The organism is Vreelandella vilamensis (genome assembly GCF_031451755.1).
In the GTDB taxonomy this organism is placed as follows: domain Bacteria; phylum Pseudomonadota; class Gammaproteobacteria; order Pseudomonadales; family Halomonadaceae; genus Vreelandella; species Vreelandella vilamensis.
Map to the genome: position 1 here is coordinate 1 of NZ_JARWAN010000025.1, position 14,000 is coordinate 14,000.

Below are 14,000 nucleotides of genomic sequence, written 5' to 3' on the forward strand. Positions count from 1 at the left end.
CGATACGTCGTTCGATAGCCTCAACGCGCCCACCATGCAGACGTAAAGCGCTAAATAATGGCCCTACCACTGCCGCGATGAATGAGGCGGGCTAACGCATCGCCTGACAGGCCCGAAATTGAGCGCTGGGGAGGCCGCAAAAAGTCTTGCATTTCATCGCTGCCTCGGTATCATACGCGCCACTTGCCCAGATGGCGGAATTGGTAGACGCGCTAGCTTCAGGTGCTAGTGTCCTTATGGACGTGGAGGTTCAAGTCCTCTTCTGGGCACCAATCATTGACGTAACAGCCCTTCTGTTTTATCGATTATTGGTGTCAACGCAAGGTTTGTGTTCGCCCAGGTGGCGGAATTGGTAGACGCGCTAGCTTCAGGTGCTAGTGACCGTATGGTCGTGGAGGTTCAAGTCCTCTCCTGGGCACCACGCGAACACAAATAGTGAAGAACTCTCTAAGATCGTATGTCTTATGCCCAGGTGGCGGAATTGGTAGACGCGCTAGCTTCAGGTGCTAGTGTCCGTATGGACGTGGAGGTTCAAGTCCTCTCCTGGGCACCAAGATATTTAGTCGCTCTTCGTTATCAATGCTTTCTTATTATTAATTCCTCCCTTTCAAACTGTTCTTTCGACTCATCCCCCCCACTATTACGATCACGCATAGAAAAACGCGACCATCCAGCGCCGCGCTTGTGATATCTATTTTTTGAGTTTATTGAAACCGTCCCGGCCGATTTGCTACTTGCTCGATAGCCCAACCCTGCGTTTGAACCGCCCCCTCTAGCGCCGATTCACGCGTGGTCGAAAGTTCATGGAAAAAGTCAAGCCCAGTGCGGGCTTCCACCTCGTCGATGGATACCAAGTAGTCGTCTAACGGCTCATTCCCCTGTACGTTCTGCGGCATGATAAAAGCCAGAGCCCTCGGGGACTCGGGGTGCGGTGAGACAATAATCTTGTAGAACGCTTCGGGTATCTCGACAAAGCCGACCCGGTTAAGCGCGTTATCCATAAAGTTTTCGGGATAAATCGGGCCTGTCACCACTTGCAGGCGATCATAACGTGGCGCGAAGTGATCCATTACCGCTTCTTCCAAACGCTGCCAAAGCTGTCGGTTTAAGTTTGGCCTCTGCGGCGACATGTTACTCATCAAAAACGTATCAACTTGCGCGCCACGCCCATGTACCGCGGCGATAGCGTAATTGGGCGCTAAATGGCCGCGATCATAACCGCTACCGGAGTAACTATCGGTGCCAATCGGCCAAAGAGTCCGCCAATCCGCCTTAAACCCGGGGCGAGAACCAATACTGGCATCGTCTACCGCTTCCACTTGATAGCTGACCCATAGCGCCCCCGCCCGCACATCGGACCACCCGACTAAATACCCCTCATTACGCAAAACACGATGAAACGAGGTCGGGGTCAAGCTTTCCCAGCTGGGCACTCCCATCCACGCATAGTCATCCCGATGCTGGCGCTCCTGATATTGCCAAAGCCCAGACCCCACCAGCACAAAAAGCAACGAAACGCCTACGCGGCGCCCTTGTCGACGCCAACGCAAAAACGACATACCCAAATGGCGACACTCCCTATGACGAAACAAAAAGACGCTATCACGAAACAACAAAATGTCTGGGACTTAGACACCCAGCATGAACTCACGTAAAACGATCGTTTGTTTCCTATCACCTAACGACGCAATATGCCTTACCATCCGAGCGAGAACATTGTCTCAAGGTCGTGGCGAGAATGAACCTGCATCGCATTGAGGGTTTCAGTGTCGCTAATCCCCTCAACGGTGTTTAAGCGTTCCGTCACCAGATCCGCCAGGCTTTCAAAATCGCGGGTGCGCGCAATGGCGACCAAATCGTAACGACCGCAGGTCGAATAGACTTCACTAATGCCTTCAACATCGGCTAAACGCTCTGCCACGGCCTTGACCTGGCCCTTCTCGGTATTGATTAGAATTACAGCATTTTGCATTTCACGACCTCACTTGCGCACAGGAAAGTTATCAAAAAAAGAAGCATTTTCAGAAGTATAACAGCGCCCTGCCAAGCCGCGTAACCTTGCAAGAAAGCCGTCTTTCGGATACCGCGCGTGGCGAATTGTCGCTACCACGCTAAGGTTATTCGCACTCTTAAGCGCCTTACGCTAACATAAGGTTGAACTCCGCTAAGCAGGTCTTGTCGGAGATTTGAAGAGGTGGAAAACCACCCGATCACCGTGACCAAACGTCAGACCGTGACAAGAAGGAGATATCATGGCTAATTATAGTCGTCGTGACTTTATGCGTAATAGCGTGCTTGGCCTTGCTGCTTTGCCGCTGGGTGCGGGCATCCTGTCGAAAACAGCTTTTGCCCAAGACCTGCCGCGCCTAGATCCGGCATCTAGCAACGCTCAAGCGCTTAATTACGTTGAAGTCGCCAGCGAAGCTAGCGATCACCCGGCTTATGAAGAAGGTGAACGCTGCGATAACTGCATGTTCTATACAGCAGAAAACCAAGGCTGCCAGCTATTCCCGCAGAACAGTGTTGAGCCGGCTGGTTGGTGCCAGTCCTGGACGTCAGCAGGTTAAAAATTAGCGCGAATATAACGCTAAACACAAAGAAGCCCGCCTATGCGGGCTTCTTTTTTTAAAAGCCTCGTGTTTAGAAAGCAAAAACCGTCATTTTCTCTCTTTATTCTTTTTGTTCCTGCGCATCTTCAACCGGCCAATGGTAACGACGCATAATACGTCCTTCTTGCAACGACACCAGCTGCACAGGGAATCCCCACAGCTGATGCAGATGACGCACCACCGGATAAACGCTACGCGCAAGCGGTCGGCGGCTGTCTTGAATATGATGCAAAATAAGCGAACGGTCGCCGCGAATCGCCGCTTTAACTACTTGAATATTGGGCTCGCGCACCGATAGCGCATACTGCGTCGCTAACGCCTCGCGCACACGGCGATAACCGCGCTCGTTATGAATGGCCGCTACATTCAGCATCTCTTCTTGGTCATCATCCACCACCATGAACAGTTTGAGATCGCGCATGACTTTGGGTGATAAAAACTGCTGAATAAACGATTCATCTTTAAAGTTACGCATGGCAAATTCCAACGTTTCTCGCCAAGAACTTCCCGCCATGTCCGGAAACCACTGGCGATCTTCTTCCGTTGGCGCTTCACAGATACGTTTGATGTCCATAAAGATCGCAAACCCCAGCGCATAGGGATTGATACCGCTGTAATAGGGACTATCAAAATCAGGTTGATAAATCACCGCCGCATGCGACTGCAAAAACTCCAGCATTAACCCTTCATCTACCTTCCCCTCATCGTATAAACGGTTCATCAGCGTATAGTGCCAAAAGCACGCCCAACCCTCGTTCATCACCTGGGTTTGCCGCTGAGGATAAAAATACTGCGCCAATTTACGGACGATACGCACAATTTCACGCTGCCAAGGCGCGAGAAGCGGCGCGTTTTTTTCGATGAAGTAAAGTAAATTTTCCTGCGGTTCCGGCGGGTATATGCCACCGGCGTGAAGTCCCAGCGGGTCGTCCTCCTGCGACAGCGAACCCGGCAGCGGCTCGCTGTCGTCGGGGGTATCCGGAATGGTTCGCCACAGCAGGTTCACCTGGGTTTGCAGATATGCTTCGCGCTCCCCTTGGCGCTTAGCCTCTTCTTGTGCAGAGATAGGCGATGGTCGTTTGTAGCGGTCCACACCGTAGTTCTGCAGGGCGTGACAGGCATCCAACAGCTGCTCGACCGCCGTCACGCCATGACGCTCTTCGCATTTGGCGATGTACTGACGCGCAAACACCAGGTAGTCGACGATGGAGTCTGCATCTGTCCACGTGCGAAACAGGTAATTCCCTTTAAAAAACGAATTGTGCCCGTAGCAGGCGTGGGCCATTACCAGCACCTGCATCATCAGCGTGTTCTCTTCCATGAGATAGGCAATGCACGGGTTGGAATTAATCACGAGTTCATACGCCAATCCCATTTGTCCGCGCTTGTACGCCTGCTCGACGGCCAAAAACTGCTTACCAAAGGACCAGTGGTGATAACCCACCGGCATGCCGACGCTGGCGTAAGCATCCATCATCTGCTCAGTGGTAATGATTTCCATCTGGTTGGGGTAGGTATCCAAACGATACTCGTCGGCAAGCTTTGCAAGCTCAGCGTCAAAGCGTTCCAACACGGCAAAATTCCAGTCAGAGCCGGTCGCGATGGGTCGGTGTTTGTTACTCCCAAGAGTACTCATCAAAACCTCCTTACCCAGCTTGGCTCAAGCGACGCTTGAATAGCTCGCGGAACACCGGGTAGATTTCACCCGCTTCGACAATCTTGCGCATGGCGAAACGCTCGGGAAATTGTGCTGCCACGTTTTCATACTCTTGCCACAAGGATTGATGGTCATGCGGCGTGATTTCGACGTAGGCGTAATACTGCAGTTGCGGCATTAACTCTTTGACCAGCAACTCGCGACAAGTGCCGGAATCATCGTCCCAATTATCGCCGTCGCTTGCTTGGGCCACATAAAGGTTCCACTGGTTCGGCGGGTAACGCGCTTCGACAATGTTGTTCACCAGCGTCAAGGCGCTAGACACGATAGTGCCCCCGGTTTCGCGGGAGTAGAAAAACTCCTCTTCACTGACCTCGCGAGCCGTGGTGTGGTGGCGCACAAACACCAGCTCCACTTTTTCGTAGTGTTTCTCCAAAAAGAGATACAGCAGCAAAAAAAAGCGCTTGGCGATATCTTTATGGTGTTGTGTCATCGAACCGGACACATCCATCACACAGAACATCACCGCTTTGCTGGAAGGCTGCGGCTGCGCTTGCAACTGGTGATAGCGCAAATCGTACGTGTCGATGAACGGCACGGCTTCAATGCGCTTTTTCAGCCGCTCGATTTCCGCTTTCAGCTCGCTGATCCGGGCCGGGTTGCGTAACGCCGGGTCTTTTCGCTCTTCTGCGGTTAGCGCCGCTTCTGCTTCTCTCAAGGCACGCTTAATCGGTGCGCGCATGGCGATACGCCGGGCGTAAGCCTCACGCATCGAGCGGGTAATGCTAATCCGCGACGGCACGCCCTCGCGCGCCAAGCCTGCCCGCACCATCTTGACCTCTTCCAACGATTTCAGCGGTTTGCGCTGCAGATGAGGCAGCTCCAAGCCATCAAAAACAAACTCCAGAAACTCTTCCCGGCTTAAGGTAAAAGCGAATTCGTCCATGCCTTCGCCCTGATTGGACGCCCCCCCTTCGCCTGCGCCACCACCGCCACCCTGACCGTCGGGGCGGCGAATTTTATCGCCCTCAACAAACTCTTTGTTGCCTGGCGCAACAACACGCCTCTCCCCGCCGTGCCCGTGCTGAAACACCGGCTCGGAGATATCTTTGGCGGGAATCGAAATCTTTTCGCCACGCTCCATATCGGTGATGGAACGACGATTAACTGCCTCCTCCACCGAGCGCTTGATATGCTTGCGATAACGCTCCAAAAAGCGCTGCCGGTTGACCGCACTCTTGTGCTTGGCGTTGGGGCGTCGATCAATAAAGTAGGTCATACGACCTCCTAAAACTGGCATCGAGCTTAAAACACGAAACCGCGTCTACTGCGATTTGCGTACACGCAGGTACCATTCGGAAAGCAGGCGCACCTGTTTTTCGGTGTAGCCGCGCTCTTTCATGCGTTCAACAAAATCTTCGTGTTTTTTCTGGTCGGATTTCGACGCCTTGGCGTTGAATGAAATCACCGGCAGCAGCTCTTCGGTGTTGGCGAACATCTTGTGCTCGATCACGCCTTTGAGTTTTTCATACGACTGCCAGCTCGGGTTCATGCCGTTGTTTTGCGCCCGCGCTCGCAGCACAAAGTTGACCACTTCGTGGCGGAAATCTTTGGGGTTGGAAATGCCCGCCGGCTTTTCGATTTTCTCCAGTTCTTCGTTAAGTGCCTGACGATCCAGCAGCTCGCCGGTTTCGGGGTCGCGGTACTCCTGGTCTTGAATCCAAAAATCAGCATAGACCACGTAGCGATCAAAAATATTCTGGCCATACTCGCTGTACGATTCCAAATACGCGGTTTGAATCTCCTTGCCGATGAAGTCGACGTAGCGCGGCGCCAGGAACTCTTTGATAAAGCCCAAGTAACGCTCAAACACTTCAGACGGCAGCTGCTCGCGCTCCAACGCTTGCTCCAGTACATACAGCAGATGCACCGGGTTGGCGGCCACTTCGGTGCTGTCGAAGTTGAATACTTTGGAGAGAATTTTGAACGCAAAGCGGGTCGAAAGCCCTTCCATGCCTTCGTCCACGCCCGCTGCGTCGCGGTACTCTTGAATCGACTTCGCCCGCGGGTCGGTGTCCTTCAAGTTTTCGCCGTCGTAAACCCGCATCTTGGAGTAGATGCTGGAGTTTTCCGGCACTTTTAAGCGCGAAAGTACCGAAAATTGCGCCAGCATGCGCAGCGTATCCGGCGCGCAAGGGGCATGGCGTAGCGAGGAGTCTTCCAGCAATTTTTGGTAGATTTTGATCTCTTCGGAGACGCGCAGGCAGTAAGGCACCTTGACGATATAAACCCGGTCGAGAAAAGCCTCGTTATTGCGATTATTGCGAAATGCCTGCCACTCGCTTTCGTTGGAGTGGGCGAGAATGATGCCGTCAAACGGGATCGCGCCCATGCCTTCAGTGGGGTTGTAATTGCCTTCCTGCGTTGCCGTGAGAAGCGGATGCAGCACCTTGATTGGCGCTTTGAACATCTCGACAAACTCCATCAGCCCCTGGTTGGCACGGCAAAGCCCGCCGGAGAAGCTGTAAGCGTCGGGGTCATCTTGGGAGTAAAGCTCCAGCTGGCGGATATCCACCTTGCCCACCAGCGACGAGATATCCTGGTTATTTTCATCACCCGGCTCGGTTTTGGAAATGGCGATTTGATTCAGTCGCGACGGATAAAGCCGCACCACGCGAAACTGCGAGATATCGCCGCCGTACTCTTTCAACCGTTTGGCCGCCCAGGGCGACATCACGCTCTTTGAGTAACGATGCGGAATACCAAATTCTTTCTCCAAGAGTTCGCCATCTTCCTCCGGCGAGAAAAGCCCCAGCGGTGATTCATATACGGGTGAGCCTTTAATGGCATAAAACGGCAGCCGCTCCATCAGAAGCTTCAAGCGCTCGGCAAGCGATGATTTACCCCCGCCTACCGGCCCCAGCAGGTAGAGGATCTGCTTACGTTCCTCTAGCCCCTGCGCCGCGTGACGATAGTAAGACACAATCTGCTCAATGGCCTCTTCCATCCCGTGAAATTCGGCAAAGGCCGGATAGCGGCGAATAACTTTGTTGGAAAAAATCCGTGAAAGCCGAGGGTCTTTTGCCGTATCAATGACCTCAGGCTCACCAATTGCTTCCAACATGCGCTCTGCGGCGCTGGCATACGTATGGGGGTCGCGTTTACACAGCGCCAGGTACTCTTCCAAGCTCATGTCTTCTTGCTGAACACGGGCGAAACGGTCTTGAACGTGGTCAAAGATGCTCATGGAACTCTCCTATAGCCCAGACTCGAAAGCGACAAACCCAGCGAGTGAATACGCTCCCAAGTATCGCTCTATCAGCTTAGCCAGCATTAGCGGAACGTGATGAGATTCCCTTCAACGCAGTGCTAAGTGAACGGTTACTAACGCTTAAGAGAGGCCAATAGGTGAATAAGTTGCGTTGAATGTGATAGTGCACATTGAACGCAGCACCGCCCCACCATGCGGCGACGCGAGTCAGGTGGGGAGTTTTACGTGTCCAAGGTCGCGCGTATATCGGCCAAAAGCTGATCCAGCAATGCCGTTGACGTATTCCAAGCGCATACAAAGCGAGCGCCACCCGCCCCAATAAAGGTATAGAAGGTCCACCCTTTAGCTTTCAACGCTTCAATAGCGCTCAGCGGCAATTCAACGAAGACGCTATTGGCTTCGACGGGAAACATCAGGGATGCGCCGGGCAAATCCGCCAGTCCATCCGCCAGGTAGCGCGCCATCGCGTTGGCGTGCGCGGCGTTATGCCACCACACATCATTTTCCAAAAGCCCAAGCCAGGGTGCGGCGATAAAGCGCATTTTGGAGGCGAGTTGCCCTGCCTGTTTACAGCGGTAGGCGAAATCCTCGGCGAGGTCACGGTTGAAAAACAAAATGGCTTCGCCAAAGGCCAGCCCGTTTTTGGTACCGGAAAAGCACAGCGCGTCAACGCCGACTTGCCACGTCAGCTCAGCCGGCGTGGCATTGAGCCCCACGCAGGCATTAGCAAAGCGGGCACCGTCCATGTGCAGGCGCAGATCATATTTATCCGCCATGGCGCGAATGGCAAGCAGCTCCTCACGGGAGTACACCGTGCCGACCTCGGTTGCCTGCGTGAGCGAGATCACTTTAGGCTTGGGGTAATGAATATCGCTGCGCTTAGTCACCAGCGCCTCGATTCCCTCTGGGGTTAGCTTGCCGTTAGCCCCAGGAGAGGTAAGCAGTTTCGCGCCGTTAGAGAAAAATTCCGGCCCGCCGCATTCGTCGGTTTCAATATGCGCCAACTCATGGCAAATCACACTATGGTAACTGCGCCCCATGGCGGAAAGCGCCAGCGAATTGGCCGCCGTGCCGTTGAAGACAAAAAACACTTCACAATCGTAGTCGAACATCTCGCGAAAGCGGTCCGCCGCGAGAGCTGTCCAGCGATCATTGCCGTACGCCAAGTCATCCTCGTGGTTGGCCTTCAGCAGCATTTCCATTGCCTCCGGGCACATACCAGAGGTATTGTCACTGGCCAAAAAACGCGGGATACACTCTGACGTCATGGGCAAAATCCTTATTATCTGAAAATGACTCGCGCCAGCTGGTTACCGAAAACGCGAACGGCTCCCCAATGAGAGACTGCGCAAAGAGAGCCGCGTTTTAAGCCTAGCGCGCTTTGTCCGTTGACGTCATCTGTGCACTGGCTTTTACATGGCCGCCGCCAAGCGTGTGCCTTGATCAATCGCCCGTTTGGCATCGAGCTCGGATGCCTCGTCGGCCCCGCCGATGACATGCACGTTGACCCCGCGTTGCTCAAGCGGCACCAACAGTTCACGCACCGATTCCTGCCCCGCACAAATGACGATCGTATCGACCGCCAAGGTCTGCGGCGTCTCTTCATGGGTAATATGCAGGCCATTGTCGTCGATGTTGACGTACTCGCACCCGGCCAGCATCGTCACACCATGCTGCTTGAGCGAGACGCGATGCACCCAGCCGGTGGTCTTGCCCAGGTGCTTGCCCGGTTTTGAGGTTTTGCGTTGCAACATGGTGACCTCGCGGGGCACCTGCGGCGGCTCGGGCACTTTGAGACCGCCACGCTGGCTAACGTTTAAATCCACGCCCCATTCGTCGCACCAAGCCGCGAGATCCAACGCCGTCGCTTCTTGGGTGACCAACAGTTCGGCCACATCGAAGCCAATGCCGCCCGCGCCGATAATCGCCACTTTATGGCCCACGCGCTCGGGCTGGGTAATCGCCTCGGCGTAAGACAGCACCTTGGGGTGGTCAGCACCCGGCAGCGCAAGCTCACGCGGCCGCACACCGGTGGCGAGCACGACGTCATCAAAATCCGCCAGTTGACCCTCGTTCGCCGCGGTATTGAGGCGTACCTCCACCGCGTACTTATCCAGCATCACGCGGAAGTAGCGCAGCGTCTCGTTGAACTCCTCTTTGCCAGGAATCTTACGCGCGAAGTTAAACTGCCCACCAAGCTCGGCATTGCGCTCAAATAGCGTCACCTGATGGCCACGGCTGGCAGCGCTAACCGCCGTGGCTAACCCCGCCGGGCCACCCCCGACCACCGCCACGCGCTTGGGCGCTGCGGCAGGTTCTAGGGCGAACTCGGTTTCATGACAAGCGCGCGGGTTCACCAAGCAAGAGGTCAGTTTGCCCGCAAAGGTATGGTCCAAACACGCCTGATTGCAGGCGATACAGGTATTGATCTCGTTCGCCTTACCGCGTTGGGCCTTAGCCACCCACTCAGGGTCGGCCAAAAACGGCCGCGCCATGGACACCATGTCGGCATGGCCCTCTGCCAGCACGCGCTCTGCAACCTCGGGCATATTGATACGGTTGGTGGTAATCAGCGGAATCTGCACCTCGGCGCGCAGTTTTTGCGTGACCTGCGTAAACGCTGCCCGCGGCACGCTCGTCACGATGGTGGGCACGCGTGCTTCGTGCCAGCCGATACCGGTATTGAGCGCATCTGCTCCGGCGGCCTCAATGGCTTTCGCCAAGGTCACCACTTCGTCCCAGCTGCTGCCTTCATCGACCAAATCGATCATCGAGAGGCGGAAAATCAGCGCAAAACGCTCGCCCACCGCTTCGCGCACTCGACGCACGATCTCGACGGCAAAGCGGCTGCGATTGGCGAAACTGCCGCCCCATTGATCCTCGCGATGATTAGTGCGGCGGCAAAGAAACTGATTGATCAGGTAACCTTCCGAGCCCATGATTTCCACGCCATCGTAGCCCGCTGCCTTGGCCAACCGCGCGCAGCGCACATAATCGTGAATCTGCTGCTCAACCTCGTCGCCGCTGAGCTCGCGGGGGGTAAAGGGGTTAATCGGCGCTTGAATCGGCGACGGCGCGACTAATTCCGGCGAGTAGGCGTAGCGGCCGGCGTGCAAAATCTGCATGCACAGGTGCCCGCCTTCGCGGTGAACGGCGTCCACGACGTGACGGTGCTCTTCTAGCTGCGTCTCATTGGTGAGCGCATTGGCGCCCTGAAACACCGCGCCTTGGGCGTTAGGCGCGATACCGCCGGTGACAATCAGCCCCACGCCAGCTCGCACTCGCTCAACGTAAAACGCCGCCAGGCGGGTAAAACCTTCTGGCGCCTCTTCTAAATTGGTGTGCATTGAGCCCATTAGCACGCGGTTGGGCAGCGACAGCGGGCCTAAGGTGAGCGGTTGAAACAGGTGGGGGTAAGCGTTCATCACGGTCTCCTGACGAGAAAATTGATATTATTTGAACTCGATTTAAACAAGCGTATGACATCCAACGCGTGGCGTACACCCCTTGCTGTCTGACGCCAGACACGTCACATTACCCGGCTAACAAAATAGGTGACACGATGCCGCTCATTTACTTTTTACCGCCCCTGGCCACGGTGTTGATCTGGTCGGGCAATATGACCATCAATCAGCTTACCGTGGGGACGATTGCGCCAAGCAGCATTGCCTTCTTGCGCTGGCTGCTCGCGCTTTTGGTGTTAACGCCGTTTGTGCTGCCCGCCGCGTGGCGCTTCCGTGCGGACATCCGCCGCGAATGGCCAAAGCTTGCGGTACTCGGCATGCTCGGCATGGGGCTGTGGCAAGGGCTTGCTTACGTGGCAGCGGAAACGACGTCTGCCACTAACATGGGCATTTTAGCTGCCATGGTGCCACTGCTCACGGTGCTATTGAGCGCGCTCATTCTGCGTGAACCGCCAACGCTTGGCGGTATTGCCGGCGGTATATTGGCGTTTTTTGGTGTCACCGTACTCTTGGGACAAGGCAATCCGCTATCGCTTATGCGCCTTGAGGTTTCACCAGGGGATGCGCTGATGGTCCTTGCCGCCACCTGCTACGCCCTTTATGGCGTCATGCTTAAGCGCTGGCAAATGGGGCTACCGCCGTGGGTCATGCTTTATGCGCAAGTCTGCTTTGCGGTGCTGTTTCTTCTCCCGCCGTACTTAATCGGACCGATGACACCGGTCGACAGCCACAATGTTTGGCTGATTCTGTATGCGGGCATACCGGCTTCGATCATTACCACGTTTTTATGGATGCACGCCGTGCGCCAGATCGGCGCCAGCCAAGCGAGTATTTTCATTAACCTGATGCCACTTTTTAGCGCCGTGATTGCAATGGTGTTTTTAGCCGAGCGTTTAGCCGTTTTTCATGTCATGGGGGGGCTTTTGATTTTAGCTGGCGTCATCATGGCACAACGGTTAACCCAGCCGCTAAAACAGGTGTTTGCTACGCGGCGCATCAAGCGCGCTCAGCAGTAAACGTCCACCAATGTTACGATGGCGACAATGTTAATGATTAACGGGAACCCCTGATATGTCCTTAGAAGACCTGCATTTAAACCTGCGCAACTTAACCTCTGAGGATTACCCTCAGTTAAAAATGCTGATGGATGCTGTCTATCACGACATTGGCGGCGCCTGGCCAAAGCACACCATCGACAAACTGATTCAAGAATTTCCCGACGGGCAGATTGCGATTGAAGACGACGGCATCATTGTCGGCGTCGCGCTCACCGTGCAGGTGGATTACGACGAGTTCTCCAACCCACACAAATACGACGACTTGATCGGTCATCGCGAGACGATTCTCAATAATGCCGATGGCGACGCCATGTACGGGCTCGATGTATTGATTCATCCCGATTACCGTGGCTACCGTCTCGGCCGTCGCCTCTACGAGGCGCGTAAAGAACTGTGCCGCTCGCATAATATGCGCGCCATTTTGGCCGGCGGGCGCATTCCTGAGTATTACCAGCATGCTCACGAACTAAGCCCCGCGGAGTACATTGAAAAGGTCTCGCGCAAAGAGATTCACGACCCCATTCTCTCCTTTCAGCTTGCCAACGACTTCCAGGTCAAACGTCTGCTGCGTAAATACCTTCCTGAAGACGAGCAGTCCAAAGGCTACGCCACGCTACTAGAGTGGAATAACATCCTCTTTGAGCCAGCGGAAAACGTGCTGGATACCCGCCCAACGCAGGTGCGCGTTGGCGCCGTGCAGTGGCAAATGCGCGAGTTTGACTCGGTGGACGCAGCCCTTCAGCAAATTGAGTACTTTGTCGATGCGCTTTCTGACTATCAAAGCGACTTTGCCGTGTTCCCGGAGCTCTTTAACGCTCCGCTGATGGGCCTGCAAGACCGCGCCGCGCAGCAGGATCAAATGGGCGCAATCCGCTTTTTAGCGGGTTTCACCGATAAGTTTAAAACTGAGCTCTCGCGCATGGCGGTCTCCTACAACATCAACATTGTAGGCGGCTCAATGATCGAGGTGGGCGAGGATGACCGCCTCTACAACATCGCCTATCTCTTCCACCGCGACGGCAACGTTGAGCGTCAAGCTAAGCTGCATATTACACCGCAGGAACGTCGCGATTGGGTTATCGAGGGCGGCGACGATCTACAGGTATTTGATACCGACGCCGGTCGCGTGGGAATTTTGATCTGTTACGACGTCGAGTTCCCCGAGGTTAGCCGGCTGCTGGCTGACCAGGACATGGACATCCTGTTCGTGCCTTTCTGGACCGACACCAAAAACGGCTATTTGCGCGTGCGCCACTGCTCTCAGGCACGTGCCATTGAGAACGAATGTTACGTAGTGCTGTGCGGCAGCGTCGGCAACCTGCCGTCGATCGAGAACTTGGATATTCAGTACGCCCAGTCGGCAGTGTTTTCCCCCTCTGATTTCGCCTTCCCCCACGATGCGGTACTGGCCGAAACCACCCCCAATACCGAGATGGTACTATTTTCCGATCTCGATCTAACGCGCTTGACGGTACTGCGCGCCGAAGGCTCGGTGACCAACCTGAAGGACCGCCGTAAGGATCTGTTCGATCTGCGCTGGCGCGATTGGTCGTGGAAATCCGGCGCCAATCTCGACGATCAGTAACGAAACGGCGGCTAAGGCCACATAAGATGCGCGGGGAGGCGGCCTTTAGCATCGGGCACCACGCCTTCCTCGCGCAGCTTTTCCAACTGGCGCGCCGCCCCGCCGTGATCGGCCACGCGGCGAGTGGCTGAAATCACTCGATGCCACGGCAATGTGTGCCCTTCCGGCAGCTTGCGCATCGCCGTACCCACCATCCGCGGCGTAGCACCCTCGGTCATGGCCGCAATACGCCCATACGTGGTGATCCGCCCCTCAGGGATTTGATCCACAATGGTGTAAATCTGCTCAAGAAGCTCGGCGCGTGGCATAGCGGCCTCCTATCCTGCCTCGACGTTTTCATCGGCATCGCCTTTATC

General features: G+C 55.1%; 11 protein-coding genes and 3 tRNA genes. 6 read left to right on the forward strand and 8 right to left on the reverse strand.

The genetic code is table 11. The annotated features are described in order from the left end of the window. Positions 1–185 precede the first annotated feature (185 nt). The 3 genes from QC823_RS13490 to QC823_RS13500 all read left to right on the forward strand — a co-directional run bounded on the left by QC823_RS13490 (position 186) and on the right by QC823_RS13500 (position 553). A tRNA-Leu gene (locus QC823_RS13490) sits at positions 186–272 on the forward strand. 62 nt (positions 273–334) lie between these two features. Beyond that, positions 335–421: transfer RNA gene (locus QC823_RS13495), tRNA-Leu, on the forward strand. Positions 422–466: 45 nt separating this feature from the next. Further along, positions 467–553, forward strand: a tRNA-Leu gene (locus tag QC823_RS13500). 151 nt (positions 554–704) lie between these two features. Here the strand turns inward: QC823_RS13500 and QC823_RS13505 are convergent. Next, on the reverse strand, positions 705–1,559 hold the full coding sequence (locus QC823_RS13505; protein WP_309656911.1) for a DNA/RNA non-specific endonuclease: 855 nt from the start codon (positions 1,557–1,559) through the stop codon (positions 705–707). A gap of 137 nt (positions 1,560–1,696) precedes the next feature. After that, on the reverse strand, positions 1,697–1,972 hold the full coding sequence (locus QC823_RS13510; protein WP_179928859.1) for an Lrp/AsnC family transcriptional regulator: 276 nt from the start codon (positions 1,970–1,972) through the stop codon (positions 1,697–1,699). Positions 1,973–2,252: 280 nt separating this feature from the next. Here QC823_RS13510 and QC823_RS13515 point away from each other — a divergent pair, with 280 nt between their 5' ends. Further along, positions 2,253–2,567 (forward strand): high-potential iron-sulfur protein, encoded by a 315-nt coding sequence (locus QC823_RS13515; protein WP_309656875.1) that lies wholly within the window; start codon positions 2,253–2,255, stop codon positions 2,565–2,567. A 103-nt stretch (positions 2,568–2,670) separates the two neighbouring features. Here QC823_RS13515 and QC823_RS13520 read toward each other — a convergent pair whose 3' ends face one another. The 5 genes from QC823_RS13520 to QC823_RS13540 all read right to left on the reverse strand — a co-directional run bounded on the left by QC823_RS13520 (position 2,671) and on the right by QC823_RS13540 (position 10,962). Next, a complete protein-coding gene (locus QC823_RS13520) occupies positions 2,671–4,245 on the reverse strand; it encodes a SpoVR family protein (protein ID WP_309656876.1) in 1,575 nt (524 codons plus the stop codon). 10 nt (positions 4,246–4,255) lie between these two features. Beyond that, positions 4,256–5,545 (reverse strand): YeaH/YhbH family protein, encoded by a 1,290-nt coding sequence (locus QC823_RS13525; RefSeq protein WP_309656877.1) that lies wholly within the window; start codon positions 5,543–5,545, stop codon positions 4,256–4,258. A gap of 45 nt (positions 5,546–5,590) precedes the next feature. Continuing rightward, entirely contained in the window at positions 5,591–7,513 is a 1,923-nt protein-coding gene (locus QC823_RS13530) for a PrkA family serine protein kinase (protein ID WP_309656878.1), read from the reverse strand. Positions 7,514–7,758: 245 nt separating this feature from the next. Beyond that, entirely contained in the window at positions 7,759–8,805 is a 1,047-nt protein-coding gene (locus QC823_RS13535; protein WP_309656879.1) for a threonine aldolase family protein, read from the reverse strand. Between the two features lie 144 nt (positions 8,806–8,949). Beyond that, positions 8,950–10,962, reverse strand: a complete 2,013-nt coding sequence (locus tag QC823_RS13540; RefSeq protein ID WP_309656880.1) for an NADPH-dependent 2,4-dienoyl-CoA reductase — start codon at positions 10,960–10,962, stop codon at positions 8,950–8,952. A gap of 137 nt (positions 10,963–11,099) precedes the next feature. Between QC823_RS13540 and QC823_RS13545 the strand changes: the two genes are divergently transcribed. Together QC823_RS13545 and QC823_RS13550 are read left to right on the forward strand one after the other, a co-directional pair. Further along, entirely contained in the window at positions 11,100–12,017 is a 918-nt protein-coding gene (locus tag QC823_RS13545; protein WP_309656881.1) for a DMT family transporter, read from the forward strand. Between the two features lie 55 nt (positions 12,018–12,072). Then, entirely contained in the window at positions 12,073–13,644 is a 1,572-nt protein-coding gene (locus tag QC823_RS13550) for a GNAT family N-acetyltransferase (protein WP_309656882.1), read from the forward strand. An 11-nt stretch (positions 13,645–13,655) separates the two neighbouring features. Here the strand turns inward: QC823_RS13550 and QC823_RS13555 are convergent, their stop codons facing one another. Beyond that, a complete protein-coding gene (locus tag QC823_RS13555) occupies positions 13,656–13,952 on the reverse strand; it encodes an MGMT family protein (RefSeq protein WP_309656883.1) in 297 nt (98 codons plus the stop codon). Positions 13,953–14,000 lie beyond the last annotated feature (48 nt).